Origin of the sequence: Frondihabitans sp. PAMC 28766, from assembly GCF_001577365.1 — a bacterium.
Classification (GTDB): domain Bacteria; phylum Actinomycetota; class Actinomycetes; order Actinomycetales; family Microbacteriaceae; genus Frondihabitans.
The window spans coordinates 3,936,772-3,962,331 of record NZ_CP014513.1 but is presented as its reverse complement, the minus strand read 5'-3'; the positions used below and the strand labels follow the sequence as shown (position 1 = coordinate 3,962,331).

Genomic DNA, 25,560 nt, shown 5'->3' with positions numbered 1-25,560 from the left:
GGGGTCGATCTGTTGGATTCCGCGGCCCAGTCCAGCTGCGACTAGCTGCCCGTCACCTCGTTGCCCGTTCCGGTCAAGATGGCCGGGCCGGAGGCGCGGTGGAACCCGTTGAACGGCTCCGAGGCGCGGTTCTGCTCGAGTTTCCACCACCCCTCGCGGGCGTTGGGTGCGCCTCCGTCGACGCGGATAGTGGATCCGGTGATGAAGCTCGCTGCGGGGGAGAGCAGGAAGACGATCGCGGCGGAGACCTCCGACTCGGTGCCGAAGCGCTGCAGCGGAATGCCGGTGACGACCTGCTGCTGAATGAAAGCGGTGTGCTCGTCGTCGTAGGTGTCGAGGCCGGAGGAGGCGATCGCTCCCGGCGCGACCGCGTTCAGTCGCACGCCTGCAGCAGCCCACTCGGTCGCGGCCGACTCGGTGAGCGTCAGCATGCCTCCCCGCGAGGCCGCGGAGTGCGCGAAGCCCGGCCAGCCGTTCGAGATGTCGGCGATCATGTTGACGATGGAGCCGCCGTTCGCCTTCATCCAGCGGTTGTAGACCTCGCGCATCACGATGAAGCCGCCGGTGAGATTGCTTCGCACCACGGCCTCGAAGCCCTTGGTCGTGATCGTGTCGAGGTTCGCCTTGTACTGCCCGCCGGCGTTGTTGACCAGGCCGTCGATGCGGCCGTGACGCTCGAGGATCGCGTCGATCACGCGGACGACCCCGTCTTCGTCGCGGATGTCGGTCGAGTGGATCGAGGCGCGACCGCCGTCCTCCTCGACCTCCGAGAGGACCGCTTCGAGCTTGGCCTGCTTGCGGCCCACGATCGCGACCTCGGCGCCGAGCGAGGTCAGTTCGTGGACGACGCAGCGACCGATGCCGCTGCCGCCGCCCGTCACGACGATCGTCTGCCCCGCGAAGAGGCCGGGTGCGAAAACGGAACGGTAGCTCATGGGTGGTCTCCTTGGTTCGTCGTCAGTGACGGAACGTAGAGGTACGAGGCGCTGCGCGAGTGCGCGAATTCGACGATGCCGATGCCCCGGCGGCCGTCCCACTCGAGAAGCGAGAGCCGGTCGGTCAGGGCCGTGTCGACGGTGCGAGGGGTGACGGAGCCGTCCAGCGGATAGACGTCGTACTCCTCGTGGTCGAGGCCCCTGGGCTTGCCGTGCTGGCCGCCGTAGCCGGCACCGGCCATGTAGCCGCCGCGCGCGGAGGCGTCGATGGCGACGTCGTACTCCACGCCGCTCCGGGTCGTGACCAGGATCCGGCCGCCGACGAGGTCGAGGCCGTCGTCGAAGCGGAGGTCGTGCGTCACTGCGGTGACGCCGTCGAGGCTGCCGTCCGTGGCCATGACGGCCCCTTCGAGCAGGAGGCGCGATCCGTCGCGGCCTTCGACGAGGAGGAAGCCGATCGATCGGTCGTCGAACTGCCCCTGGAACCAGACGTGCAGGCCTTGGCCGCCGGCCATGGTGCGCACCCCGCGGGAACGGTCGCGCTGTCCGTACCAGCCGTCGACCGTGATCCTGCGCCCGTCGAGCCTCAGCACACCTTCGTAGGTGCCCGACTGGAACAGGTGGTCGAAGGTCGACGACGGCGCGTCGCCGTTCTCGACGGTGACGCTGCCGGTCCACGCCGGGGTCCGGGCCGTCCAGACGACGTCACCCTCGAGGCCCGTAGGGTTTGGGGCGAGGGTCAGCCGCCAGCGCGTCATCGGCTCGTCGAGCGTCCAGCTGAGGGGCCCCACGGTCGTGCCGTCGGTGGAGTCGAGCTCGGTTGAGAAGCGGAAGTTCTTCTGCTCGCCGGCGTCGCTGACGACCAGGAAGCCGTCGACGGTGTTCGCGCCGGGGTAGACGCCCGCCCCCAGGATGATCGAGGGAGAGGTGCTGTCGGTCGGGTGCAGGTTGAACATGAGCCGGTCGAAGAAGCGCTCGGGAAGCCCTGTCGTGCCGGGCTCGACGAGGGCGTCGTTGAAGGCATCAGGTGCTTTCGTCACCCTTATACACTAGACCATTGAATTGGACTGACCATTGATTTAGACTCTGGCCAGCGGGGTCGCCGTTGATCCCCCGACGAAAGAGTTCTGCCATGTCGATGACGACAGCTCAGGCAACAACCGTCGAACAGCGCTATAGCCCCGCGCAACTTCAGGACGTCCGCGCGCACGGGTACTGGGATGAGACCAGTCTCGCCCACTACATCGATCTGGCGGCCGCCGCCGACCCGAGTCGCGTCGCCGTCACCGACGGCTACGGCACGCTGACGCGGTCAGAGCTGCGAGCCCAGGCCTATCGCTTCGCGCTGTCGCTCCGACACCTCGGAGTCGTCAAGGGCGACCGCGTGCAGGTCCAGCTGCCGAACTGGAACGAGTTCGTCGTCATCTGGATCGCCCTGGCCCGAATCGGCGCCGTCCTCGTGCCGACGATGCCGGTCTACCGGGACGACGAGGTGAAATTCGTCCTCGACGACTCGGGCGCGAAGATCTCGATCGTCTCCGAGCGCTTCCGCCACTTCGACTATGTCGAGATGATGGCGCCGATCAAGGCGGCGACTCCCGCACTCGAGCACGTGATCGTCGTGCGCGGCACCTCACCCGTGGGCGACAACCTCTCGTTCGAAGACCTGTCGGCCGGCGACGGCGTTCCGACCGACGACGAACTCGGGCCGGTGCCGAGCGCCGACGACCTTCACCTGATCGTGTACACGTCCGGCACCGAGTCGCGCCCCAAGGGCTGCCAGCACACCTTCGGCACGCTGTCGTACACGGCGAAGTGCCTCAACGACTACGTCTTCGTCCTCACGCAAGACGACGTCATGTTCATGCCGACGCCGATCACGCACGCCACCGGGATCACTGCCGGGCTCGTCACCTCGATGATGGTCGGCGCCTCTGTGCACCTCTTCGACGTCTGGGAGGCCGACGAGGGACTCCGCCGGATCGCTGCGTACCGGACGACGGTCAGCATCGCCGCGACGCCGTTCCTGCAGATGGCGCTGGCCGCCCTGAAGAAGGATCCGAGCCACGACATCTCCAGCATGCGCGTGTGGGCGTCGGCCGGTGCCCCGATTCCGGAGGTCCTCCTGCGCGAATGGAACCGACTGCTTCCCGGCTGCGCCGCCCGGCCCGTCTACGGCAGCAGCGAGGTGATGGTCTGCACCGCCGTCCGCGAGGGCGACCCCGAGGAGAAGGTCGTGGCCTCCGACGGTCGAAGCTTCGACGGCATCGTCCTGCAGATCCGCGACCAGTCCGGCACCGAAGTGGCCACCGGAGAGGAGGGCGAGATCACGTACACGAGCCCCGGTCTCTTCCTCGGCTACTGGAACAACCCCGAGCGCACAGCCGCGACGATCGGCCCGGACGGTTTTGCGCACTCGGGTGATCTCGGCCGCGTCGACTCCGAGGGGTACCTCCGCGTCACGGGCAGGATCAAAGACCTCATCATCCGCGGCGGCCTCAACATCTCGGCGCGCGAGGTCGAGGAGAATGCGGCAACGCACCCCGACGTCGCCAATGTGGCCGCCGTCAGCATCCCCGACGACCGCCTCGGTGAGAAGGTGTGCGCGTTCATCGTCGCCGCGGGGGAGCATCAGCTGAGCGTCCATGAACTCGGCGACTACCTGCACTTCGAGCGCCACATCGCGCCGCAGAAGTGGCCCGAGAAGATCATCTACGTCGACGAACTGCCGTCCACCGCCACGGGCAAGATCAAGAAGTTCGAGCTGAGGCAGCGTGCGCTGGCACTCCTCCTCGAAGAGTCGGCTGTTCACGAGTCGCACGTCGTCGGTTAATACGCGTGAGCGACGATTGACGCCATGCGTATTCTCTTCGTCCGACACGGTCAGACGACGGCCAACGTGCTGGGGCTACTCGTCCGAGCCGAGCATCGTGCTCCACATGCTCGACGGCACGCGGAAGACCGAGGACGACAACTCGCCTCAGAGGCGGACCGCCTCCCTCGCCGGTGAACGGACCGCGGCGATTGCTCGAGTCACGGAGTTGCTCGAAGGAACCGAACTGCACGGGCCGTTCCAGGCCGCGGCGTCGGCCGCGCCCGTCGCTCTTCCCGCACGGGAGGCATCGAAGGTGCAGTGCACTCGAATCGTCAATGAGGCCCGGTTGGTGATGCGAGAACTGGAACGCGTTTCGTCTCGGGTGGCGCCCTCGAGCGGTGGGACGACATCCTTCTGCCGATGGACGTGGAACTCGACGACTTCCTGTCGAATCCCGCTTCGACTTCGTGAGCGGGGACGCGAGCGGGGCCATTCCGAAGGCCGAAGTCGGCGAAACGCTTCAGGGGATCGGTGTCTCACCGGGCGTCCACACCGGTCTGGTCGAGGTGGTCAAGTCCATCGAAGACGATGTCGACATCGAGCCGGGAGACGTGCTGGTCGCACTGACCGCGGATTGGTCGTGGGGCGCGCTGTTCCTCAGCGCGGGAGCCGTCATCGGTCAGACAGGAGCGGCGGTCTCCCACGCGGGGATCGTGACAGTGGACGCGGTGCCCGGGCAATAGCCTCCGAGAGCTGCGACGTTCGCTAACCTGAAGGGCACCAGGCGAGAGGACGACCCCGTGGCGCGCTCGACCAGACCCCTGCCGCTCGATCCCATCGCGGAGGCGCGACGGCAGTGGAACTCGCACGGCTGGACGAGCGCGGCCGACGGGATGGCCGCCGTCACGTCGATCATGCGGGCTCAGCAGCTCATGCTGGCTCGGGTCGAAGCGGTGCTCAAACCATACGGGCTGTCGTTCGCGCGCTACGAGATGCTCACGCTGCTCAGCTTCACCCGAGACGGCGTCCTGCCGATGGCCAGTGCCACGGCGAGACTTCAGGTCCATCCGACGAGTGTCACGAACACGGTCGACCGGCTGGAGAAAGACGCCCTCGTCACCCGGTCGGCGCATCCCAGCGACGGCCGAGCGGCGCTCCTGACGCTGACCGACGCGGGTCGTGCCCTCGTCGCCCGAGCCTCGTCCGACCTCAACGCCGTCGTGTTCGAGGTGCCGGGGCTCGAGCGGGACGATCTCGCCCAGTTGGTGCGGATCCTGGGGAAGTTCCGGCGTGATGCCGGCGACTTCGACATCCCGGACGCTCCCGCCGAACCCCTCTGAGCCGTGCAGCCCCTAGCGGTGGGTGAAGAGCGGCTTCCGCTTCTCGACGAACGCGGTCATTCCCTCGGTCTGGTCGTCCAGGGCGAACAGCGCCTGGAACGTCCGGCGCTCGAACGCGATCCCCTCGCTGAGGCCGCTCTCGAAAGCCCGGTTCACGGCCTCCTTGGCGGCCATGGTGACCGGCAGCGACTTGGCGGCGATCTCGTCGGCGATGCCGAGAGCGGTCTCGACGAGTTCGTCGAGCGGAACGACGCGCGACACGAGGCCCGCCTGTTCCGCCTCGACGGCGGTGATGGAGCGACCCGTGAGGATCAGGTCCATCGCCTTGGCCTTGCCGATCGCGCGCGTGAGGCGCTGGGTTCCGCCGATCCCGGGGATCACACCGAGGGTGATCTCCGGCTGCCCGAATCTCGCGGAGTCCGCAGCCACGATGAAGTCGCACATCATCGCGAGCTCGCAGCCTCCGCCGAGCGCGTAGCCGGCGACGGCGGCGATGATCGGGGTGCGGAGGGTCGGGATTCTGCTCCAGGCTCCGAACAGGTCGGAGAGATAGACGTCCTGATACGACAGCGTCGCCATCTCGGTGATGTCGGCGCCGGCGGCGAACGCCTTAGCCGATCCCGTGACGACGATCGCGCCGATCCCCGGGTCGCCGTCGAACGCCGCAGCCGCTTCGACGACCTCGCCCATGAGCGCCGAGTTCAGCGCGTTGAGCGCTTTCGGCCTGTTCAGCGTGATGAGGCCGACGCGCCCTCGGGTCTCGACGAGGATCGTCTCGAACTCGGTCATGCCGCGCTCCGAGCCCGGATCTCGGTGATGATGGCCGAGAAGTCGAGCCCGGCTCCGCCGCTCTCGGCGAACCGCGAGTAGATGAGGCCCGCCATGGTTCCGAGCTCGGCGTCGACGCCGGTCGACTGAAGGGCCGCCGCAGCGAGCCCGAGGTCTTTCGCCATGAGCGCGGTCGAGAACCCGGGCGCGAAGTCGCGGTTGGCCGGGCTCGCGGGCACCGGGCCGGGAACGGGGCAGTTGGTGGTCAACGCCCAGCACTGGCCGGACGCGTTCGAGGCGACCTCGAAGAGCGCCTCGTCTGTCAGGCCCAGGCTCTCGCCCAGCACGAATGCCTCGCTGACGGCGATCATCGAGACGGCGAGCAGCATGTTGTTGCAGACCTTGGCGGCTTGGCCGGCGCCGGGCTTGCCGCAGTGCACGACCCGACCGCCGACGACGGTGAGCACCGGCTTCGCCGACTCGAAGTCGGCCGCGGCTCCGCCGACCATCATCGCGAGCGTACCGGCCGTGGCTCCGACGACGCCTCCGGAGACGGGCGAGTCGACGTTGCGGTGGCCGGCCTCGGCGGCGAGCCGGTGCGCCTCGATCGCGTCGTCCACCGCGATCGTCGAGCAGTCGATGAACAGCGTGTCGGGCTTCGCCGCCGCGAGCACGCCGGGCGCGCCCTCGGTGCCCGTGTAGACGTCGTGCACCTGCTTGCCGTTCTGCAGCATGGTGATGACGACGTCGGCCTGGGCTGCGGCGTCGGCCGCGGTGGCGGAGATCGTGATGCCGGCGGCGGCGGCAGCGTCGCGGGCGCCTTCGAAGACGTCGAAGCCGGTCACGTCATAACCGGCGGCCGCGAGATTGACGGCCATCGGGCGGCCCATGTTGCCGAGGCCGATGAATGCTACAGAGGTGCTCATCGTCGTACCTTTCGTTCGAGATCGAGTTCGCCGTCGCCCAGGGGGGCGAAGAGCTCGCGGATGTGGTTGTCGTCGACCTCGCCGAGCGTCGTCGGATTCCAGTGGGGGGTGCGGTCTTTGTCGATGACCTGCGCGCGAATCCCCTCGGCGAGGTCGGGTTCGGCGAGGAATCTCAGGGAGACGCGGAAGTCCTGCTCGAAGACGTCCTCGAGCGAGGAGGCTTTCGCGGCGCGCCTGACCGCATGCAGCGCGGCTTTCAACGCCGTCGGCGATTTGGCACGGATGGCGTCGTGGGCGTCGTGGGCGGCATCCTCGGTGCGGGCCGCCAGTCGATCGAGGATCGCGCCGACGTCGTCGCCCGCGTAGGCCGCGTCGATCCAGGGCCGGGCCGCGGGGAGTACGCCGGGTGGCGGGGCAGTGGCGGAGGCCGCGACGGCCGTGGCCGGATCCTGCGTCGCGAGGGACGTGATGAAGTCGGCGATACTGCCGCTCGCGATGAAGTGATCGGCGAGACCTGTGAGGATCGCGTCGGCACCGCCGATCGTCGAACCGGTGAGGGCCAGGTGCGCGCCGATCTCGCCGGGCGCGCGCGCGAGCAGGTAGTTGCCGCCGACGTCGGGCACGAAACCGATGCTGGTCTCGGGCATTCCGAGTTTCGAGGTCTCGGTCACGATCCGGATGCTGCCGTGGGCCGACACCCCGATGCCGCCGCCGAGCACGACGCCGGTCTGGATCGCGACGTACGGCTTCGGATAGCCCGCGATCAGGGCGTCGAGCGCGTACTCCTCGCGCCAGAACGTCTCGCTCTCCGGGCCGCCTTCGCGGGCGTCGCGGTAGATGCCGACGATGTCGCCGCCCGCGCAGAGCCCCGCTCGCCGGCGCCGGTGAGCAGCACGGTCGAGACGTCGTCATCGTCAGCCCACTCGTCGAGGGTCTGGCGCAGGATCCGCACCATGTCGAGATTCAGAGCGTTGAGGGCGCGCGGGCGGTTCAGCTCCAGGTGGCCGAGGCGCCCCCGCCTCGAGACGAGGACGGGCGGTTCGGACGCGGCGTCGGTCATCGGACGAAGCTCCGTCCGACGATCATGCTCATGATCTCGTTGGTGCCCTCGAGGATCTGTTGCACGCGAAGGTCGCGGACGACCTTCTCGATGCCGTAGTCGGCGAGGTAGCCGTAGCCGCCGTGCAGCTGGAGCGCCTCGTTGGCGACCCGGAAGGCGGCGTCGGTGACGAACTTCTTCGTTCCCGCGCAGAGCTCCACCTTGTTGGGGGCGTCGTTCTCGAGTGCGTCGGCGGCCTTGGCGAGGAGGCTCCGGGCGGCCTGGAGGTCGATCTCCATGTCGGCGAGCCGAAACTGCAGGGCTTGGTTCTTGATCAGTGGGTGCCCGAAGGCGTTCCGCTCGTTGAGGTAGGTGACCGCCTGGTCGAGCGCCCACTGGGCCCCGCCGAGTGAGCAGGCCGCCATGTTCAGGCGGCCGCCGTTCAGGCCCATCATCGCGATCCGGAAGCCGGAGCCCTCGTCCCCGAGGGCGTTCGTGGTGGGCACACGGACGTCGTCGAAGATGACCTGCCGAGTGGGCTGCGCGTTCCAGCCCATCTTCTTCTCGTTCGGACCGAAGCTCAGGCCGGGCGTTCCGGCGGGGACGACGATGGCGGTGATGCCGGAAGCGCCGGGCTTCCCGGTGCGCGCCATCACGATGTAGATCGCGGAGGTGCCCGCGCCGGAGATGAACTGCTTCGTACCGTTCACCACGTACTCGTCGCCGTCGCGGCGAGCCGACGTCGTGATCGCGGCCGCGTCGGATCCTGCACCCGGTTCTGTGAGGCAGTAGCTGCCCAGGTCGGTCATCGCGGCGAGCCCCGGGACCCACTTGTGGCGCTGTTCGTCGTCGCCGAACGTGTCGATCATCCAGACGACCATGTTGTGGATCGAGATGTACGCGGCGATGGTGGTGTCGCCCTTGGCGAGCTCCTCGAAGATGAGGGCGGCGTCGATGCGGGTCAGCCCCGATCCGCCGACCTCTTCGGCGGCGTAGATGCCGCCGAGGCCCATCCCGCCGGCTGCTTGGAGCACGTCGACGGGGAAGTGCTTGGTCTGGTCCCACTCGACGGCGTGCGGTGCCAGTTCTTGCGTCGCGAAGTCGCGGACGGCTTCGACGAGCGCCTCCTGCTCGTCGGTCGGTGCGTAGGTCGACGTCATCATCAGCCCATCAGCGGCATCACGAAGCTGGCGCCCTCTTTGAGGCCGGAGGGCCAGCGCTGCGTCACGGTCTTCGTCTTGGTGTAGAAGCGGAACGAGTCGGGGCCGTGCTGATTGAGGTCGCCGAAGCCCGAGCTCTTCCAGCCGCCGAAGGTGTGGTAGCCGATCGGGACGGGGATCGGCACGTTGACGCCGACCATGCCGGTGTTGACCCGCTCGGTGAAGTCGCGGGCCGTGTCGCCGTCGCGGGTGAAGATGGCGACGCCGTTGCCGTATTTGTGCTCGCTCGGAAGGCGGAGGGCCTCCTCGTAGTCGGCGGCTCGGGTGATGATCAGGACAGGGCCGAAGATCTCCTCCTGGTAGAGCTCCATGTCGGTGGTGACGTGGTCGAAGAGGGTCGGGCCGAGGAAGAAGCCGTTCTCGTAGCCCGGCACCACGTGGCCGCGGCCGTCGGCGAGCAGCTCGGCGCCGTCGTCGACGCCCTTCTGGATCGCCGCGGTCACCCGCTCGACGGCCGCTCGGCTCACGAGCGGCCCGTAGTCGGCCTTCGGGTCGAGCGAATTGCCGATCGTCAGCTGGTTCACCCGCTCGGTGAGTTTCGCCGCGAGGGCGTCGGCTGTCGCTTCGCCCACCGGGACGGCGACGGAGATGGCCATGCATCGCTCGCCGGCCGACCCGTAGCCGGCGCCGATCAGAGCGTCGGCGACCTGGTCGAGGTCGGCGTCCGGCATCACGATCATGTGGTTCTTCGCGCCACCGAAGCACTGCGCACGTTTGCCGTTCTTGGCGGCGGTCTCGTAGATGTACTGGGCGATCGGCGTGGAGCCGACGAAACCGATTGCCATCACGCGGTCGTCGTTGAGAAGGGCGTCGACGCCCTCTTTGTCGCTGTTGACGACGTTCAGGATCCCGGCCGGAAGACCCGCCTCGAGGAACAGCTCTGCGAGCCGCAGGGGAACGGAGGGATCACGCTCGGACGGCTTCAGGATGAACGCGTTGCCGGCAGCGATCGCCGGCCCCATCTTCCAGAGCGGGATCATCGCGGGGAAGTTGAAGGGCGTGATCCCGGCGACGACGCCAAGCGGCTGCCGCATCGAGTAGACGTCGACTCCGGTCCCGACGCTTGAGCTGTACTCGCCCTTGAGCAGGTGCGGAGCGCCGATCGCGAATTCGATGACCTCGACACCGCGTTGGATGTCGCCCTTCGCGTCTTCGACGGTCTTGCCGTGCTCCGACGACAACGTCCGGGCGAGTTCGTCGACGTTGTCGCGGACGAGTTCGAGGAACCGCATGAGCACGCGGGCCCGCCGCTGCGGGTTCGTCTTCGCCCAGCCGATCTGCGCCGCGGCCGCGTTGTCGATCACGGCGGTCATCTCGGCGAGATTCGCCAGAGGCACGCGCGCCTGCACCTCGCCGGTGTTCGGGTCGTAGACGTCGCCAAACCGCCCGGAGGTCCCTTCGACGTGCTTGCCGCCGACGAAATGGGTCAGATCGCGAACCTTCGAGGAGATCATTTCTTGAGTCATGACGAGCACCCTTCCGTGCGCCCGGCGGGTCGAGCCGATGCGCGATCGAACATAGTAGGAAGTCCTAGTAATTGCTAGGGACTAGTTGTATCTTGGCCTGACTGGTTAACTTTGGTCAAACCATTTACAGTTAGACCAATCATAAGGAGGTCGGACGCGTGAAGATCATCGTTCTTGTCAAACAGGTTCCTGACACGTGGGGTGAGCGGAAGCTCGACCTCGCGACAGGGCAGCTCGACCGCGGTGCGACCGATGCCGTCGTCGACGAGATCGACGAGCGTGCCCTCGAAGTGGCCTTGACCTACCAGGACGCCCACGACGCCGAAGTCGTGGTTCTGTCGATGGGCCCCGCCGCAGCGAAAGACACGCTCCGCAAGTCGCTCGCCATGGGAGCGGACTCCGCGCTCCACGTGCTCGACGATGGCCTGTCCGGGGCGGACACCACGACCACGGCAGCTGTTCTCGCCGCCGCGATCACGAAGGCCGGCTTCGATCTCGTCATCGCCGGCAACGAGGCGACCGACGGGCGCGGCGGGGTCGTCCCGGCCATGGTGGCCGAGCGCCTCGGAGTGCCCGCTCTGACGTTCATGAACTCCGTCGAGATCACCGAGTCGTCGGTGAGCGGCGAGCGGGGCAACGAATACGGCACCATGACCGTCCACGCTGCCCTGCCGGCCGTCATCTCGATCACCGAAGGGCTGCCCGAAGCGCGCTTTCCGAATTTCAAGGGCATCATGAAGGCGAAGAAGAAGCCTCTCGAAGTCTGGACTCTCGCCGACCTGGCAGACGCCCAGTCAGCTCCGCTCTCGGTCGTCCTCGCGACGGCGGAGCGCCCCGGCCGCACGGCCGGCACCAAAATCGTCGACGAGGGCAACGCGGGCGTCGAGCTCGCCGAGTTCCTCGCCGCCGGCCGACTGATCTGATCGAAGGAGATCACCCATGTCGAACGTCCTGACATTCATCGAGGTCTCCGCCGCGGGCGAGATCCGCAATACGGCTCCCATGCTGCTCGCCGTGGCCAAGAAGCTCGGAACTCCCGTGGCCGTCGTCGCGGTGGAACCAGGGTCCGGCGCGGCCCTCGGTGAAGAACTCGGCCGTTATGGCGCAGAGCAGGTCTTCATCGGAGAGTCCGACGACGTCAAGACGGTGCTGCACACCCCACAGGTCGAAGCGCTCGCGGCTGCGGCCGTGGCGCTCGAGCCGAGCGCGATCGTGCTCGCCCACTCCATCGACGGTCGCGAGATCGGGGCGCGCCTGGCCGTGAGGCTCGGAGCCGGAATCCTCGTCGACGTCGTCGACGTGGAAGGCGACGGCGGCGACATCAGCGCCACGCACTCCGTCTTCGGCGGCGCGTACACGGTGCAGGCGAAGGTCGACCAGGGGCCGACCATCGTCACCGTGCGCCAGGGAGCCCTCGACGATCGCGCCGAGCCTGTCGAGGCGACCGTGACAACCCAGTCGCTCGAGCCGTCTTCCCGTGCGGCCGTCGTCATCGATGAGGTGCACGACGTCGTCGTCGCCTCCGACCGCCCTGAGCTCCGCGGCGCGACGAAGGTCGTCTCGGGCGGCCGCGGTCTGCAGTCGCAAGAGAAGTTCGTGCTCGTCGAGCAGCTCGCCGACGCCCTGGGCGCTGCGGTCGGCGCCTCGAGGGCGGCAGTCGACGCCGGGTTCGTGCCGCAGACGTCGCAGGTGGGTCAGACCGGCATCACAGTATCGCCGCAGCTCTACATCGCGCTCGGGATCTCGGGCGCCATCCAGCACCGGGCCGGCATGCAGACGGCCAAAACCATCGTCGCGATCAACAAAGACGAGTCGGCGCCGATCTTCGACATCGCCGACTTCGGCATCGTCGGCGACGTCTTCACGGTCGTGCCGCAGCTGATCGAGGCGATCGGCCAGCGGACGCACTGATGGCGGACACCACGACGAGGCTCGGCAACTTCCAGCAGAGCCGCTGGTTCAAGCTGGTCTGGATCGTCCCCGGGATACTGGTCGGCCTGGCACTGATCGTCATCGCCGCGCGCGTCATCCGCGACACGTCAGCCGGCCAGGCGTTCCTCTCCTCCTATCCCGGGCACACGACCCTGCCGGCGTTCGCGCCTGTGGGGTTCCCGGGCTGGTTGGCGTGGCAGCACGGGCTGAACGTGTTCTTCATGCTCTTCATCATCCGATCGGGCTGGCAGGTGCGGACCACCCAGCGGCCCACCGCCTTCTGGACGCGCAACAACAAGGGCCTTGTGAAGACCAAGGGCCAGCCGGTCAGGATCAGCCTGAACCTCTGGCTGCACATCACGACCGACACCCTCTGGGTGCTCAACGGCATCGTCTTCTACGTGCTCGTCTTCACGACCGGCCAGTGGACGAGGATCATCCCGACCACGTGGGGCATCTTCCCCAACGCGGTGTCGGCGGGGCTGCAGTACGCGTCGCTGAATTGGCCGACTGAGAGCGGCTGGTCGAATTACAACGCGCTGCAGACGATCAGCTATTTCATCATCGTGTTCCTCGCGGCACCGGTGGCGATCGTGACCGGCATCAGGATGGCGCCCGGGTTCGCGGCGAAATTCAAGCGGTTCGACAAAGTGTTCCCGCTGCCCGTGGCCAGGCGGGTGCACTACCCGACGATGATCGTCTTCGTCGTGTTCATCGTGATCCATGTGACCCTGGTGCTCGCGACCGGCGCACTCAACAACCTCAACCACATGTATGCGGTCAACAACGGCGGCTCGTGGGGAGGCTTCGCAGTGTTCGCGGGGTCGCTGATCGTCATGGCGGCTGCGTGGATCGCCGCGTCGCCGCTCGTGCTCCGGGCGATCGCCGGCACCATGGGGCGGGTCGGGCGCTGATGAGAACAGGAAGCCGTTCTGAACCGGCTCGATCGAGAGTGGTCTAGCGGGATCCCTCTCGTAGACCTCTTCTCTGGGACGGCCCCTCAGCACGCCGGCCGTCGTGTCGATCGGCATCGCCGGCTTCCAGCGACCTAGCGGCTGATCACCGACACCCTCGGCGAAGAGTCCGCGCCGGCGGGGGCCGGCAATGTAGTCGCGCGCCATTTCGTCGATTTCATCGAGTCTTCGCTCCTGACTGGCCCCGTCGAGGGCAAGGCAAGGGTGGGCTAGACACCGGTCAACAGTGCTCGGGTACCCCGATCGGGCGTGCGCGCAGGGGCGAGAGCTAGCATGACGCATGGTCGTGATCCGCTCCATCGAGACGGCGCTGCCGCCGACGGTCATCGCGCAGCAGCAGTTCCGCGACCTTCTCGCGTCGCAGCCCGCCTACGGCCGGCTGGGCAAGCGCCTCGTGACCGCCGCCTTCGACGCTTCGGCCATCGAGACCCGCCACGTCGTGCTCGAAGAGTTCGCGGTGGGGGCGACCACGCCGGATCCTGCGTTCTTCGACGCCACGACCGGCCTGGTGCAAGATCCCGGCACCAAGACCCGCAACGACGCCTACGTCGCGCAGTCCAAGCCGCTGCTCGTCGACGCGGCGCGTCGCGCCCTCGAAAGTGCCCCTGGCCTCACCGCGGCCGACGTCACCCACGTCGTGACCGTCTCGTGCACGGGGTTCTTCGCCCCCGGCCCCGACTACGTGCTGGTGCGCGAGCTCGGTCTCGCGCCGTCGACGCAGCGCTTCCATCTCGGCTTCATGGGCTGCTACGGCGCCTTCCCGGCGCTGCGCATGGCCGACCAGTTCTGTCGGGCCGACCCGACCGCCGTCGTGCTCGTCGTCAGCGTCGAGCTCTGCTCGCTGCACCTCCACGTCGACGACGACCCCGACTCGATCGTCGCCGCGTCGGTCTTCGCCGACGGCGCCGCCGCCGCGATCGTCACCGCCGACGACGCCGAGCGTGCGTCGGCCGCCGCAGAGGCGGCCCCGGCTGCCGCAACGGCCCTCGGTCTCGAGCCAACCCGCAGCCTCGAGTCGGCCTGCCCTGTCCTCCGCCTCGACGCCTTCGAGACGATCGTCGTGCCCGAGGGCGAGGCCGAGATGGCGTGGACGATCGGCGACCGAGGCTTCGACATGACGCTGTCGAGCTACGTGCCGCGCATCGTCGAGCAGAACGTCGGCTCGGCTCTCGCGCCGCTCCTCGACGGAGCCCCGGCCGTCGAGGTCGAGCGGTGGGCGATCCACCCGGGCGGGCGCAGCATCCTCGACCGCGTGCAGACGGCGCTGGGGCTCTCCGACGAGCAGCTCGAGGCGTCGCGCGGTGTCCTGCGTGACTACGGCAACATGTCGAGTGCGACGGTGCTGTTCGTGCTGAAGCGCCTGCTCGACGAAGCCGCCGCGGTCGAGGGCGCCGCACCCGAGGGCGTCGGAGCGGTCGCGTTCGGCCCGGGTCTCACCGTCGAGAGCGCGCTCATGACGCTGATCCCGGCCCCGTCGCATCCTGCGCCCGCCGACGAGCTGGTGGAGGACCGCGAGCCTGAACGTGAGACCGCCCGCGCATGATCGATCTGTCGCAGCGCGAGACCGCGGCTCTCGAGCTGATGGACGACCCCGCCTGCGATCCGGACGCCCTCCGCCGCACGTACCAGCACTTCGCGCTCGTGAACCGGCTCGTGTCGGGCTGGCGCTCGACCTATGTGCGCCGGCTGCGCCCCCTGATCCGGCAGCGCGAGCGCGAGACCGGCCGCCCCGCCACCCTCCTCGACGTCGGCTGCGGTGGGGGAGACGTGGCGAGGTCTCTCGCGTCCTGGGCCCGCCGCGACGGCCTGCGCCTGAAGGTGACGGGCGTCGACCCGGATGCCAGGGCTCACGACTTCGCGATGTCGCAGCCCCCGGTGCCGTGCCTGACCTTCGAGCGGACGGCGAGTCGCGATCTCGTTGCCGCGGGGCGCGTCTTCGACCTCGTCATCTCGAACCACGTGGTGCATCATCTCGACACCGAGGCCCTCGAGGGGCTGCTGCACGACAGCGAGAGGCTGGCCGTGGGGCTCGTGGTCCACGGTGACATCGCGCGAGGCCGGGTGGCCTACGGCGCCTACCGGGTGGCCACGACGGGGACCTTCCGCGGCTCGTTCATCCACGACGACGGGCTGCTCTCCATCCGTCGCAGCTATCGCCCGGCCGAGCTGCAGGCCGTCGTGCCCGCCGGCTGGAGGGTGGAGCGTCAGGGCCCCTTCCGCGTGCTGCTGACGTTCGAGCCTGCGCGCCGGCACGAACCGGCGCGAGAGGCCCGCCGTGCGTGACGTCGTCGTGATCGGCGGAGGCCCGGTCGGAGCCTTCCTCGCAGCCCTCCTGGCCGAGCGCGGCCTCGACGTGACCGTGTGGGAGAAGCGCCGCACCACGCCGCCATCGTCACGCGCGATCGGCGTCCACCCGCCCGCCCTCGAGTCGTTCACCCGCATCGACATCGCCGAGCAGGTGGTCGAGCGGGCCGTTGAGATCCGACGCGGGATCGCACGCACCGGCGGTCGTACGCTGGGCTCCGTCTCGTTCGCGCGCGTCTCCGACCGCTTCCCGTTCGTCGCGTCGCTGCCGCAGTTCGTGACCCAGGCCCTCGTCGAGGGGCGCCTCGAGGCTCTCGCGCCCGGCGCCCTGCAGAAGGGTGTCGAGTTGCTCGCCCTCGACGACGTGCAGCCCGACCGGGTGCGGTTGCACGGGCGAGTCGACGGGGTCGACGTCTTCGAGGTGGCGCGCTTCGTGGTCGGAGCGGACGGCCCTCGCAGCGCCGTTCGACACCTGCTCGGCATCACTGCGTCACTGCAGGCCTACGACGCGCCGTTCGTGATGGGTGACTTCCGCGACGACACCGGCGACGGCGACGACGCCGTCGTGCACCTCGAGTCGGCGGGAGTCGTCGAGTCGTTCCCGTTGCCGGCGGGGCGGCGGCGCTTCGTGATCCGTACCGAGCAGGCGATGGCCCGCCCGACGCCCGAGACCGTGGCGGCCCTGATCGGGCAGCGGATCGGCATCACCCCCGACGCCGCGACCGGCACCGGCGTGAGCGCCTTCGCCACGAGGCGCCGCATGGCCGAGCGGCTCGTCCGCGGCCGCGTCGTGCTGATCGGCGACGCCGCCCACGAGATCAGCCCGATCGGCGGCCAGGGCATGAACCTGGGCTGGCTCGACGCCGACGCGCTCGCCCCCCTGCTCGTCGCCGGCATCGAGCGTGACCGCGTCGACACTGCGGCCCTCGAGACGTTCGAGGCCGACCGCCTGAAGGCTGCGTGGCGTGCCGCCCGGCAGGCCGAGGCGAACATGTCGATGGGTCGGCCGAGCTCGGGCCTCAAGAAGGCCGCGCGCGACTTCGGCTTCGGCCTCGCGCTGGCGAGCCCTGCCAAGCATCTCCTCGCCCGCACCTATGCGATGAGCCGCGGCTGAGGCCTCGGCCCGGCAGCCCAGAGGTCGCGAGCGCTCAGACCGCGAGCGCTCAGACCGCGAGCGCTCAGCCCGCGAGCGCTCAGCCCGCGAGTCGCGTCCCGCTCAGCACGAGTTCGACCGCGATCACGAGCGACGCCAGGATCACGAGACGGAAGAGCATGCGATCGGGCGGCCGGGTGAGCACGAGCCGCGAACCGACCGCGGCGATCGCCAGGGCGACCACGAGACCGGCGACCGAGGCCACGGTCACCGAGCTGCCGGGATCCTGCACCAGAGGCCCCACGAGGACGAGGATCGCAGCGACGATGAGGGCTCCGAACGCGACGAGGCCGGAGGTGCGCGCACCGAGCCGGTGGGGGAGCCCGCGTACTCCGGTCGCGTTGTCGTCGGCGAGGTCGGGCAGCACGTTCGTGAAGTGGATCGAGACGCCGAACACCGCGCCGACAGCCGTCGCCCACGGTGCGGCCACGACGCCGTGCACACCGGCGAACGTCACCACGTCGGGCAGCAGCCCGAAGCTCACGACGAAAGGCGCAACCGACAGCGCGGTGCGCTTGAGACCGAGGTTGTACGCCCACCCCGAGGCGACCAGCACGAAGTGGCAGATCGCGGCGGCGCGCCCCAGCGAGATCGACACGGCCATGCCGATCACGAACGCCGACACCGCCGCCCGCGCGACGAGACGGCGTGAGACGCGGCCTGCGGCCACGGGCTTGTCGAGCCGGCCGCTCGCCCGATCGCGCCCGGCGTCGATCCAGTCGTTCGACCAGCCGATCGAGAGCTGACCGAGCAGGATCGCGATGGCGATCACGACGCACCGCGCGGGCTCGTAGCCGAGCGAGACGGCGAGCAACGCCGACAACACGGTCACGGCCAGGGTGGGCCCCGGATGCGACGAGAGTGCGAGATCCCTCGCCCGGGTGAGCATCGCATCAGCTTAGGTGCAGGAACGGCCCCCGCCGAGTCTCCCGGCGAGGGCCGCCCTTCTTGCAACCGGACGACGTCGCACCCGTGGGCTCCTTGAGGGAGAGCCCGTGGCGGATCAGAACCCGGGTTTGATCTGCGTCGCCGTCAGAACGGCTGCTCACGTCGAGTTACCATCCCAGACGCGAGCGCGATACTACGCCGCTGAATCGGCCCTGAACAGGGGTGTTGTCCACAGAGCGCTGGACGGACAGGAGGGCTCGGCCCCGACGCCATAGACTTTCGGGCGTGCCAGTGAACCCCGACCTCGTGGGGCGGTCCTTTCCGCCCGTCAGCCCCTACCTCGTCGGCCGCGAGAAGATCCGCGAATTCGCGCGAGCCACGCGGTCCGAGAGCCCGCTCTCGCTCGACCCGGAGGCCGCCCGCGCGGCCGGGTTCGGTGACGTCGTCGCCCCGCCGACCTTCGCCATCGTCGTGCAAGAGCAGACGCTCGAGCAGCTGCTGCACGAGCCCGACGCCGGCATCGACTTCGCGCGCGTCGTCCACGGCGACCAGCGCTTCACGTATTCGCGCCCCATCGTCGCCGGCGACGAGCTGACGGCCACGCTGAACGTCGCAAGCGTCAAGACGCTCGGCGGCCACTCGATGGTCACGGCCGAGTCGGTCATGGTCGACGAGGCCGGCGAGCACGTCGTCACCGCGATCTCCACCCTCGTCGTGCGAGGCGACGAATGAGCGCGGCCACCCTCGAGGTCGGCGCCGTCGTCGCCGAGAAGACCCTCGTGCTCACCCGTGACTCGCTCGTGCGCTACGCCGGGGCGTCCGGCGACTTCAACGCGATCCACTACCGCGACGACATCGCGCAGTCGGTCGGCCTGCCCGGGGTGCTGGCCCACGGCATGCTGACCATGGGCGTCGCCGTGCAGCCGGTCGTCGACTGGCTCGCGTCCGACGAGGCACCGGGCGCCGGCGGCTGGGTGAGCGACTACCAGGTCCGCTTCACCCGACCCGTGCCGGTCGATGCGACCACCGGCGCCGAGCTGTCGATCGTTGCGAAGCTCGGCCAGCTCGACACCGAGGCCCGCACGGCGCGTGTCGACCTCACCGTCACGTTCGACGGCCAGACCGTGCTCGGCAAGGCCCAGGTGCGAGTGGCCTGGGCGTGACCACCACCCCGCTTGCCGAGCTCACCACGATGCAGGTGGGTGGGTCGCCCGACCGCCTGATCACGGCGACCACGGGCGACGAGCTGCTCGCTGCGGCGCGCGGGGCGTTCGCCTCCGACGAGCCGTGGTTCGTGCTCGGCGGCGGGTCGAACCTCGTGGCGAGCGACGAGGGCTTCGAGGGCACCGTGATCCGGGTGGCCACGCGAGGCGTCGAGGTCCTGTCGCAGGATGCCCAGAGGGTGCGGCTTCGTGTCGCGGCCGGAGAGCCCTGGGACGCCCTCGTCGCATTCGCCGTCGAGCACGGCTGGTCGGGCATCGAGGCGCTGAGCGGAATCCCCGGCTCGACCGGCGCTGCCCCGGTGCAGAACATCGGCGCCTACGGCCAGGAGGTCGCGTCGAGCCTCGTCGGGGTCGACTTCCTCGATGCCGACACCGGCGAGTTCGTGCGCGTGCCGGCCGCGAATCTGAGCCTCGGCTACCGCACCAGCGTCTTCAAGGCGAGCACTCACGATCCGGCCGCCTCGGGCGTGCCCGCCCGGTCGGGCGTGATCGTGGCCGTCGAGCTCGAGCTCGGCGACACCTCGGGTGAATCGGCGCCGGTCGCCTACGCGCAGCTCGCCGCAGCCCTGGGCGTCGAGCTCGGCGCACGGGTGCCGCTTGCGGACGCGCGCCGACGTGTGCTCGAGCTGCGCGCCTCGAAGGGCATGGTGCTCGATCCTGCCGATCGCGACACGTATTCGAGCGGCTCGTTCTTCACGAACCCGATCGTGCCGCCTTCAGCGCTCGAGGGCGTGCCCGCCGACGCACCGCGCTGGCAGACGGCGCCGGAGGCAGCGGACGTCGCGGTGCCCCTCGGCTCACCGCCTGCACCGCCCCCGGCGTACGAGCCCGCCGACGTCAAGCTCAGCGCCGCGTGGCTGATCGAGCGCGCCGGCATCGCGCGCGGCTTCCACCTGCCGGGCTCGGGTGCGGCCATCTCATCGAAGCACACGCTCGCGATCACGAACCGCGGCGGCGCGACTGCGGCCGACGTGGCCGAGCTCGCGCGCTACGTGCAGAGCCGTGTGGCCGCGGAGTTCGGCGTGGTCCTCCGCCCCGAGCCCATCCTGCTCGGCGTCTCCCTCTGACGCTGAAACCCCCGCCGGCGGCGCACGCTGACGCTGAAACCCCCGCCGGCGGCGCACGCGCAATGCCTAGGCATTGCGCGCACGCCGGCCCCGAGGGTTTAGCGGAACAGCTTCTGGAGGCGGTGCACTCCCTCGAGCAGGTCGTCGTCGCCGAGCGCGTACGAGAGGCGCAGGTAGCCGCTGGGGCCGAAGGCCTCGCCGGGCACCGTGGCCACCTCGGCCTGGTCGAGAATCAGGTCGGCGAGCTCGAGCGACGTGGTCGGCGTGACGCCGCCCCACTCGCGGCCGAGCAGGCCGGTCACGTCGGGGTAGACGTAGAACGCGCCCTCGGGCGTCGGCGTCGTGACACCGTCGATCTTGTTGAGCTCGGCGACGATCGTCTTGCGGCGCTCGTCGAAGGCCTGGCGCATCGTCTCGACCGATGCCTGCGACCCGGTGAGGGCGGCCAGGGCCGCTCGCTGCGAGATGTTCGACACGTTCGACGACAGGTGCGACTGCAGGTTCGAGGCCGCCTTGGTGACGTCGGCGGGCGCGATCATCCAGCCCACGCGCCATCCCGTCATCGCGTAGGTCTTGGCCACGCCGTTCACCAGGATCGCCGTGTCGGCGAGCCCCGGCACCGCCTGTGTGATCGAGACGGCCTTCACGCCGTCGTAGACGAGGTTCTGGTAGATCTCGTCGGTGATCACCCAGATGCCGTGCTCGAGCGCCCACGCGCCGATGGCCCGCGTCTGCTCTTCGGAGTACACGGCGCCGGTCGGGTTGGAGGGGAGACGAAGAGCAGCACCTTCGTGCGCTCGGTGCGAGCCGCCTCGAGCTGCTCGACGGTGACCAGATAGCCCTGGTCGGCCCCGGCGAACACGTCGACGGGCACACCGCCGGCCAGCTTGACCGCCTCGGGATACGTCGTCCAGTACGGGGTCGGCAGGATCACCTCGTCGCCCTCGTCGACGATCGCGGCGAACGACTGGTAAACGGCCTGCTTGCCGCCGTTCGTGACGATCACCTGGCTCGCCGTGACCGGCGTGCCGCTGTCGCGCAGCGTCTTCTCGGCGATGGCCTGGCGGAGGTCGGGGAGGCCCGCGGCCGGCGTGTAGCGGTGGTTCTTGGGGTCGCGGGCTGCGACGACGGCGGCCTCGACGATGTGCTCGGGGGTGGCGAAGTTCGGCTCGCCGGCCGCATAGCTGATGATGTGCTTGCCCTCGGCCTGCAGGGCCTTGGCCTTGGCATCGACCTTCAGGGTCGCGGACTCGGCGATGGCGGCGATCCGCGAGGAGAGGCGCTGGTGGGTCTGGGCTGCAGTGGGGGCCGGGCTGTTCACGGCAACGAGCCTACCGAAGAGGCCCCCCTAACACGACAGGCCGGTTGGGCCTAACTGGACTTGCTCAGGGCCGGTCACCTACACTTGTCTGCGGTGGTGGAATCCACCAGGTCTTTCCATGTCCGTGCAGGGTGCGGTCGAAGTGGTCTGTGAATGGTTCCGCATCCAAAGGGCGGTGGCTCAATTGGTAGAGCAGCGGTCTCCAAAACCGCAGGTTGCAGGTTCAAGTCCTGTCCGCCCTGCAGCCCGTGTTCGCACGCAGTGTGCGAACTGGACCTGCGCCAATCAGGCGCAGAAGCTCGGAAGGTAACCCCAGTGGCGAGAAAAGACGTAGACGTTCCCAGCGAGGACGTCGTTGCGATCGCGAGGGCCGACGGCGCCGTGCGTCGTGGTCGCTTCGCGCGCATCGCGCTGTTCATCCGCCAGGTCATCAACGAGCTGAAGAAGGTCGTCACACCGACCCGCAAAGAGCTGTTCGGCTTCACAGGGGTCGTGCTCGTCTTCGTCGTCATCATGATGGCTCTGGTCTTCGGCCTCGACACGCTCTTCGGGTTCGTCGTGCAGTACGTCTTCGGAAACGGCGTCAACGCCTCGTAGTTCCGATCCCGGCCCACGGCCGTCCGCACCGGCCGCTGATCAGCCCCGCGGTCACGGCATCGCCCGACAGCCCGCCCCCATTCCAACGGAAGAAGAACCCTTGCCCAAGAACGAGCGCGACGACATCGACCTCGCCACCGCTGCCGAGCAGTCCTCCGAGGTCGAAGAGGCCCAGGAGGGCGCGACGCAGACCGCCGACGAGGAGTCGGTCGAGCCCGCCGAGCAGGAGGCGCTCGAGATCGACACCACCGACGCCGTGGGCACCGACGCACCGACCAACCTCGACGAGCTGCTCGACAGCCTCGACGAGGCGAAGGACGAGCAGGCCGATGCCGTCGTCGAGGACGCGCTCGAGATCGACAGCGTCGACGAGGCCGAGGCCGCCGTCGAGGCGACCATCGACGAGGCCGACGAGGAGGCTGTCGACGGCGAGGCTGTCGACGGCGAGGCCGAAGAGGCCGAGGTCGACCCCTACGAGGCCTTCCGCTACGAGCTGCGCGGCAAGCCCGGCAAGTGGTACGTCATCCACTCGTACGCGGGCTTCGAGCGCCGCGTGAAGCAGAACATCGAGAACCGCATGGTGTCGCTCACCATGGAGGACTACATCTACCAGGTGGAAGTCCCGATGGAAGACGTCGTCGAGATCAAGAACGGCCAGCGCAAGCTCGTCACCCGCGTCCGCATCCCCGGATACGTGCTCGTCCGCATCGACCTCAACGAAGACTCCTGGTCGGTCGTCCGTCACACTCCCGGTGTCACCGGCTTCGTGGGCAACGCCCACAACCCGACACCGCTGCGCTTCGAAGAGGCCTTCAACATGCTGAAGAGCCTCGTGCAGGTGCAGGAGGCGGCACCCGCCGCCAAGGGCTCGGCGAAGGGCGGCAAGGCGGCCCAGCGAGTCATCCCGGCCGAGGTCGACTTCGAGATCGGCGAGACCATCACCATCAAGGAGGGCTCGTTCGCGGGTCTTCCCGGGACGATCAGCGAGATCAAGCCCGAATCGGGTAAGCTCACGGTGCTCGTTTCGCTGTTCGAACGCGAGACGCCGGTCGAGCTCAGTTTCGACCAGGTCACCAAGCTCTAGCGCCCGTTTGCAGCCGGTGTCCACCCGGTCTGCACCAAAGTTTTTACATACCACCGGTTTTCGGGTCCGCTCGTAACCGGGAGAGCGTGCGGCAACCGCCGTGAGTTCGAACCCCACAAGAAGGAAACAGAAATGGCACCGAAAAAGAAGGTCACAGGTCTGATCAAGCTTCAGATCAACGCCGGCGCCGCGAACCCCGCTCCGCCCATCGGCCCGGCCCTGGGTCAGCACGGCGTGAACATCATGGAGTTCTGCAAGGCGTACAACGCGGCGACCGAGTCGCAGCGCGGCAACGTCGTCCCCGTCGAGATCACCGTCTACGAAGACCGTTCGTTCACGTTCATCCTGAAGACGCCCCCGGCCGCCGAGCTCATCAAGAAGGCCGCCGGCCTCGCCAAGGGGTCCCCGACGCCGCACACCGTCAAGGTGGGCAAGCTGACGCAGGAGCAGGTCCGCGAGATCGCCACGACCAAGCAGGCCGACCTCAACGCCAACGACATCGACGCCGCGGCGAAGATCATCGCCGGCACCGCCCGTTCGATGGGCATCACCGTCGACGCGTAGTCCTTCCCGACTACCGCACGACACTCACAGACATCCAGTGGGAGAGCCGGCCAGGCTCGTAACCACGCTCTCGAAATCAGGAGATTTCACATGGCTCAGAAGTCCAAGGCGTACCGCGCCGCTGCCGAGAAGATCGAGGCAGGCAAGTTCTACACTCCGAGCGAGGCCGTCGCCGTCGCCCGCGAGACCGGCTCCAAGAAGTTCGACTCGACCGTCGAGGTCGCGCTGAAGCTCGGCGTCGACCCCCGCAAGGCCGACCAGATGGTGCGTGGCACGGTCATCCTGCCTCACGGAACCGGCAAGACCGCCCGCGTCATCGTCTTCGCGACGGGTGCTGCGGCCGAGGCCGCCCTCGCCGCCGGTGCCGACGAGGTCGGTGGCGACGAGCTCATCGAGAAGGTCGCGGGCGGCTACACGTCGTTCGACTCCGCCGTCTCGACCCCCGAGCTCATGGGCAAGGTCGGTCGTCTCGGCAAGGTCCTCGGGCCCCGCGGCCTCATGCCGAACCCCAAGACCGGCACCGTCACCCCGAACGTCGCTCAGGCTGTGAACGACATCAAGGGCGGCAAGATCGAGTTCCGCGTCGACAAGCACTCCAACGTGCACTTCGTCGTCGGCAAGGCGGGTTTCTCGTTCGAACAGCTCAACGAGAACATCGACGCCGCTCTCGAAGAGGTCGTGCGTCTCAAGCCGTCCTCGTCGAAGGGCCGCTACATCACCAAGGGCACCGTTTCGACTACGTTCGGCCCGGGCATCCCCCTCGACATCAACGCCCTGTAACAACACCGCTCGGCGCTACACGAAGGCCCGCACCTCCCCGGAGGTGCGGGCCTTCCGCCGTCCCCCCCGCCCCCTCCTCCTCCGTTCTACCTATAGGTAGCGCCCTCGCGACAGGAAGTTTCTGCCCGGGAAAGCCGCACCGATAGGTAGAACGGGGGAGGGAGGGGCTACTCGTCGGTGATCTTGAGCACCAGCTTGCCCCGCGTGTGGCCCTTCGCGAGCAGGCGGTGCGCGTCGGCCACGTCCTCGAGGTCGTAGACGTCGTCCACGTACACGGCAACGTCGCCGGAGTCGAGAAGGCGCGCGATGATCGCCAGGCAAGTGGCGTCGGGGGCCACCTCGTAACCCGTCAGGCGCGCCCCGACCGAGTCGCAGAGATCCTGCAGCCCGGGCACCTCGCAGGTCGGCACGTGCACCAGGAGGCCGCCCAGGCGCAGGACGCGCACGCTGCGAAGCGCGACCTCGTCGTCGTCGACCAGGTCGATGACGACGTCGACACCGACGGTCGCCTCTTCGAAGAGACTCTGCGTGTAGTCGATGACCTCGGAGGCGCCGAGCTCGGTGAGCCAGTCGGCGTTCCGCGACGACCCGGTGGCGATGACGTGGGCGCCGAAGTACGCGGCGAACTGCACCACGAAGTGCCCGACCCCGCCGGCGCCCGCGTGCACCAGGATGCGCTGGCCCTCGTGGGCCTTGGCGACGTCGACGACGAGGCCCCAGGCGGTGAGAGCCGCGAGGGGTACGGCTGCCGCCTCGACGTGCGAGAGCGACTTGGGTTTGCGCGTCACCGACAGCAGGGGCACGCTGACGTACTCGGCGTAGGTGCCGGCCGACCGCGGCACGGACGCTACTCCGTAGACCTCGGTGCCGGGTTTCAGCGGGAACGCCGCGTAGGGGCTCTCGACCACGGTGCCACTGAAGTCGCACCCGAGCACTGCGGGCAGCTCGGGGCTGCCGCACGATCCGACCCGTCCCGCTCGCGCATCGACGTCGAACGGGTTCACGCCGGCGGCGGCCACGCGGATCAGGATCTCCGACCCCCGCCTCCGTGGCGTCGGGATCTTTGCGGGTGTGAGAACGTCCGGTCCACCGTTCTGGGTGATCACCATGGCTCGCATGGTCGGGGTCATGGTCGGCCTCTCGGTCGTGGTCGTCATCGTCGAA

The 25,560-nt window shown here is 68.7% G+C and carries 24 protein-coding genes, 1 tRNA gene and 2 pseudogenes; 17 read left to right on the top strand and 10 right to left on the bottom strand.

Annotated elements, in window-relative coordinates; all coding sequences use genetic code 11:
- Positions 1–41 precede the first annotated feature (41 nt).
- Both AX769_RS18905 and AX769_RS18900 read right to left on the bottom strand, forming a co-directional pair.
- The gene (locus AX769_RS18905) at positions 42–935 is read right to left on the bottom strand and encodes an SDR family oxidoreductase (protein ID WP_066282270.1); all 894 of its coding nucleotides are present in this window, start codon (positions 933–935) and stop codon (positions 42–44) included.
- Entirely contained in the window at positions 932–1,975 is a 1,044-nt protein-coding gene (locus tag AX769_RS18900; RefSeq protein ID WP_066282268.1) for a hypothetical protein, read from the bottom strand. Before AX769_RS18900 ends, AX769_RS18905 begins: the two co-directional genes overlap by 4 nt.
- A gap of 92 nt (positions 1,976–2,067) precedes the next feature.
- Here AX769_RS18900 and AX769_RS18895 point away from each other — a divergent pair, with 92 nt between their 5' ends.
- From AX769_RS18895 to AX769_RS18885, 3 genes are all read left to right on the top strand, one after another.
- Positions 2,068–3,768: an AMP-binding protein gene (locus AX769_RS18895; RefSeq protein WP_066282267.1), complete on the top strand. Its 1,701-nt coding sequence runs from the start codon at positions 2,068–2,070 to the stop codon at positions 3,766–3,768.
- A 449-nt stretch (positions 3,769–4,217) separates the two neighbouring features.
- Positions 4,218–4,493, top strand: a complete 276-nt coding sequence (locus AX769_RS18890) for a hypothetical protein (protein ID WP_066282266.1) — start codon at positions 4,218–4,220, stop codon at positions 4,491–4,493.
- Positions 4,494–4,550: 57 nt separating this feature from the next.
- A complete protein-coding gene (locus tag AX769_RS18885; protein ID WP_066282265.1) occupies positions 4,551–5,090 on the top strand; it encodes a MarR family winged helix-turn-helix transcriptional regulator in 540 nt (179 codons plus the stop codon).
- 12 nt (positions 5,091–5,102) lie between these two features.
- On the opposite strand, the gene AX769_RS18880 is transcribed toward AX769_RS18885, so the two are convergent.
- The 5 genes and pseudogenes from AX769_RS18880 to AX769_RS18860 form a co-directional block, all read right to left on the bottom strand.
- Positions 5,103–5,879, bottom strand: coding sequence for an enoyl-CoA hydratase (locus tag AX769_RS18880; protein WP_066282264.1), 777 nt, complete (start codon positions 5,877–5,879; stop codon positions 5,103–5,105).
- Complete coding sequence (mmsB, locus tag AX769_RS18875; RefSeq protein ID WP_066282262.1) at positions 5,876–6,784, bottom strand: 3-hydroxyisobutyrate dehydrogenase; 909 nt, start codon at positions 6,782–6,784, stop codon at positions 5,876–5,878. Before mmsB ends, AX769_RS18880 begins: the two co-directional genes overlap by 4 nt.
- Positions 6,781–7,739 (bottom strand): annotated as a pseudogene (locus AX769_RS18870) (3-hydroxyisobutyryl-CoA hydrolase). Before AX769_RS18870 ends, mmsB begins: the two are co-directional and overlap by 4 nt.
- Before the next feature lie 101 nt (positions 7,740–7,840).
- Positions 7,841–8,983, bottom strand: coding sequence for an acyl-CoA dehydrogenase family protein (locus AX769_RS18865; RefSeq protein ID WP_066282260.1), 1,143 nt, complete (start codon positions 8,981–8,983; stop codon positions 7,841–7,843).
- Positions 8,984–8,985: 2 nt separating this feature from the next.
- Positions 8,986–10,509, bottom strand: coding sequence for a CoA-acylating methylmalonate-semialdehyde dehydrogenase (locus AX769_RS18860; protein ID WP_239451854.1), 1,524 nt, complete (start codon positions 10,507–10,509; stop codon positions 8,986–8,988).
- Positions 10,510–10,667: 158 nt separating this feature from the next.
- Here AX769_RS18860 and AX769_RS18855 point away from each other — a divergent pair, with 158 nt between their 5' ends.
- The 6 genes from AX769_RS18855 (at position 10,668) to AX769_RS18830 (ending at position 16,833) form a co-directional block, all read left to right on the top strand.
- Positions 10,668–11,432: an electron transfer flavoprotein subunit beta/FixA family protein gene (locus tag AX769_RS18855; RefSeq protein WP_066282256.1), complete on the top strand. Its 765-nt coding sequence runs from the start codon at positions 10,668–10,670 to the stop codon at positions 11,430–11,432.
- 16 nt (positions 11,433–11,448) lie between these two features.
- Positions 11,449–12,420, top strand: a complete 972-nt coding sequence (locus AX769_RS18850; RefSeq protein WP_066282253.1) for an electron transfer flavoprotein subunit alpha/FixB family protein — start codon at positions 11,449–11,451, stop codon at positions 12,418–12,420.
- A complete protein-coding gene (locus AX769_RS18845) occupies positions 12,420–13,355 on the top strand; it encodes a cytochrome b/b6 domain-containing protein (protein ID WP_066282252.1) in 936 nt (311 codons plus the stop codon). The genes AX769_RS18850 and AX769_RS18845 overlap by 1 nt, the downstream gene beginning before the upstream one ends.
- A gap of 340 nt (positions 13,356–13,695) precedes the next feature.
- The gene (locus AX769_RS18840; protein WP_066282249.1) at positions 13,696–14,958 is read left to right on the top strand and encodes a type III polyketide synthase; all 1,263 of its coding nucleotides are present in this window, start codon (positions 13,696–13,698) and stop codon (positions 14,956–14,958) included.
- On the top strand, positions 14,955–15,698 hold the full coding sequence (locus tag AX769_RS18835) for a class I SAM-dependent methyltransferase (protein WP_066282247.1): 744 nt from the start codon (positions 14,955–14,957) through the stop codon (positions 15,696–15,698). Before AX769_RS18840 ends, AX769_RS18835 begins: the two co-directional genes overlap by 4 nt.
- A complete protein-coding gene (locus tag AX769_RS18830) occupies positions 15,691–16,833 on the top strand; it encodes an NAD(P)/FAD-dependent oxidoreductase (RefSeq protein WP_066282246.1) in 1,143 nt (380 codons plus the stop codon). Before AX769_RS18835 ends, AX769_RS18830 begins: the two co-directional genes overlap by 8 nt.
- A gap of 79 nt (positions 16,834–16,912) precedes the next feature.
- Here the strand turns inward: AX769_RS18830 and AX769_RS18825 are convergent, their stop codons facing one another.
- On the bottom strand, positions 16,913–17,761 hold the full coding sequence (locus tag AX769_RS18825) for a UbiA family prenyltransferase (RefSeq protein WP_066282244.1): 849 nt from the start codon (positions 17,759–17,761) through the stop codon (positions 16,913–16,915).
- 284 nt (positions 17,762–18,045) lie between these two features.
- Here AX769_RS18825 and AX769_RS18820 point away from each other — a divergent pair, with 284 nt between their 5' ends.
- The 3 genes from AX769_RS18820 to AX769_RS18810 are packed head-to-tail and all read left to right on the top strand — an operon-like array spanning position 18,046 to position 20,050.
- Positions 18,046–18,492 carry a MaoC family dehydratase N-terminal domain-containing protein gene (locus tag AX769_RS18820; protein WP_066282243.1) on the top strand — a complete coding sequence of 149 codons (447 nt, stop codon included), beginning with the start codon at positions 18,046–18,048 and terminating at the stop codon, positions 18,490–18,492.
- Positions 18,489–18,923: a MaoC/PaaZ C-terminal domain-containing protein gene (locus AX769_RS18815; protein ID WP_066282241.1), complete on the top strand. Its 435-nt coding sequence runs from the start codon at positions 18,489–18,491 to the stop codon at positions 18,921–18,923. The genes AX769_RS18820 and AX769_RS18815 overlap by 4 nt, the downstream gene beginning before the upstream one ends.
- Entirely contained in the window at positions 18,920–20,050 is a 1,131-nt protein-coding gene (locus tag AX769_RS18810) for a UDP-N-acetylmuramate dehydrogenase (protein ID WP_082763936.1), read from the top strand. The genes AX769_RS18815 and AX769_RS18810 overlap by 4 nt, the downstream gene beginning before the upstream one ends.
- A gap of 98 nt (positions 20,051–20,148) precedes the next feature.
- On the opposite strand, the pseudogene AX769_RS18805 reads toward AX769_RS18810, so the two are convergent.
- Positions 20,149–21,371 (bottom strand): annotated as a pseudogene (locus AX769_RS18805) (pyridoxal phosphate-dependent aminotransferase).
- A gap of 169 nt (positions 21,372–21,540) precedes the next feature.
- Between AX769_RS18805 and AX769_RS18800 the strand changes: the two are divergent.
- The 5 genes from AX769_RS18800 (at position 21,541) to rplA (ending at position 24,396) form a co-directional block, all read left to right on the top strand.
- A tRNA-Trp gene (locus tag AX769_RS18800) sits at positions 21,541–21,613 on the top strand.
- 73 nt (positions 21,614–21,686) lie between these two features.
- On the top strand, positions 21,687–21,968 hold the full coding sequence (secE, locus tag AX769_RS18795) for a preprotein translocase subunit SecE (RefSeq protein WP_066282240.1): 282 nt from the start codon (positions 21,687–21,689) through the stop codon (positions 21,966–21,968).
- A gap of 100 nt (positions 21,969–22,068) precedes the next feature.
- Positions 22,069–23,052, top strand: a complete 984-nt coding sequence (gene nusG, locus AX769_RS18790; protein ID WP_066282238.1) for a transcription termination/antitermination protein NusG — start codon at positions 22,069–22,071, stop codon at positions 23,050–23,052.
- 132 nt (positions 23,053–23,184) lie between these two features.
- Positions 23,185–23,616: a 50S ribosomal protein L11 gene (gene rplK, locus AX769_RS18785; RefSeq protein ID WP_066282237.1), complete on the top strand. Its 432-nt coding sequence runs from the start codon at positions 23,185–23,187 to the stop codon at positions 23,614–23,616.
- Between the two features lie 90 nt (positions 23,617–23,706).
- On the top strand, positions 23,707–24,396 hold the full coding sequence (rplA, locus tag AX769_RS18780; protein ID WP_066282236.1) for a 50S ribosomal protein L1: 690 nt from the start codon (positions 23,707–23,709) through the stop codon (positions 24,394–24,396).
- A gap of 167 nt (positions 24,397–24,563) precedes the next feature.
- Here rplA and AX769_RS18775 read toward each other — a convergent pair whose 3' ends face one another.
- Positions 24,564–25,553 (bottom strand): NADP-dependent oxidoreductase, encoded by a 990-nt coding sequence (locus AX769_RS18775; RefSeq protein ID WP_239451853.1) that lies wholly within the window; start codon positions 25,551–25,553, stop codon positions 24,564–24,566.
- Between the last annotated feature and the right edge of the window lie 7 nt (positions 25,554–25,560).

What these genes read in the sequence shown, in the direction of transcription:
- AX769_RS18905 (WP_066282270.1), bottom strand. Translation starts at nt 935, where the DNA reads ATGAGCTACCGTTCCGTTTTCGCACCCGGCCTCTTCGCGGGGCAGACG.
- AX769_RS18895 (WP_066282267.1), top strand. Translation starts at nt 2,068, where the DNA reads ATGTCGATGACGACAGCTCAGGCAACAACCGTCGAACAGCGCTATAGC.
- AX769_RS18815 (WP_066282241.1), top strand. Translation starts at nt 18,489, where the DNA reads ATGAGCGCGGCCACCCTCGAGGTCGGCGCCGTCGTCGCCGAGAAGACC.
- AX769_RS18865 (WP_066282260.1), bottom strand. Translation starts at nt 8,983, where the DNA reads ATGACGTCGACCTACGCACCGACCGACGAGCAGGAGGCGCTCGTCGAA.
- AX769_RS18775 (WP_239451853.1), bottom strand. Translation starts at nt 25,553, where the DNA reads ATGACGACCACGACCGAGAGGCCGACCATGACCCCGACCATGCGAGCC.
- AX769_RS18860 (WP_239451854.1), bottom strand. Translation starts at nt 10,509, where the DNA reads ATGACTCAAGAAATGATCTCCTCGAAGGTTCGCGATCTGACCCATTTC.
- rplA (WP_066282236.1), top strand. Translation starts at nt 23,707, where the DNA reads ATGGCTCAGAAGTCCAAGGCGTACCGCGCCGCTGCCGAGAAGATCGAG.
- mmsB (WP_066282262.1), bottom strand. Translation starts at nt 6,784, where the DNA reads ATGAGCACCTCTGTAGCATTCATCGGCCTCGGCAACATGGGCCGCCCG.
- AX769_RS18835 (WP_066282247.1), top strand. Translation starts at nt 14,955, where the DNA reads ATGATCGATCTGTCGCAGCGCGAGACCGCGGCTCTCGAGCTGATGGAC.
- AX769_RS18840 (WP_066282249.1), top strand. Translation starts at nt 13,696, where the DNA reads ATGGTCGTGATCCGCTCCATCGAGACGGCGCTGCCGCCGACGGTCATC.
- AX769_RS18880 (WP_066282264.1), bottom strand. Translation starts at nt 5,879, where the DNA reads ATGACCGAGTTCGAGACGATCCTCGTCGAGACCCGAGGGCGCGTCGGC.
- rplK (WP_066282237.1), top strand. Translation starts at nt 23,185, where the DNA reads ATGGCACCGAAAAAGAAGGTCACAGGTCTGATCAAGCTTCAGATCAAC.
- AX769_RS18825 (WP_066282244.1), bottom strand. Translation starts at nt 17,761, where the DNA reads ATGCTCACCCGGGCGAGGGATCTCGCACTCTCGTCGCATCCGGGGCCC.
- AX769_RS18850 (WP_066282253.1), top strand. Translation starts at nt 11,449, where the DNA reads ATGTCGAACGTCCTGACATTCATCGAGGTCTCCGCCGCGGGCGAGATC.
- AX769_RS18845 (WP_066282252.1), top strand. Translation starts at nt 12,420, where the DNA reads ATGGCGGACACCACGACGAGGCTCGGCAACTTCCAGCAGAGCCGCTGG.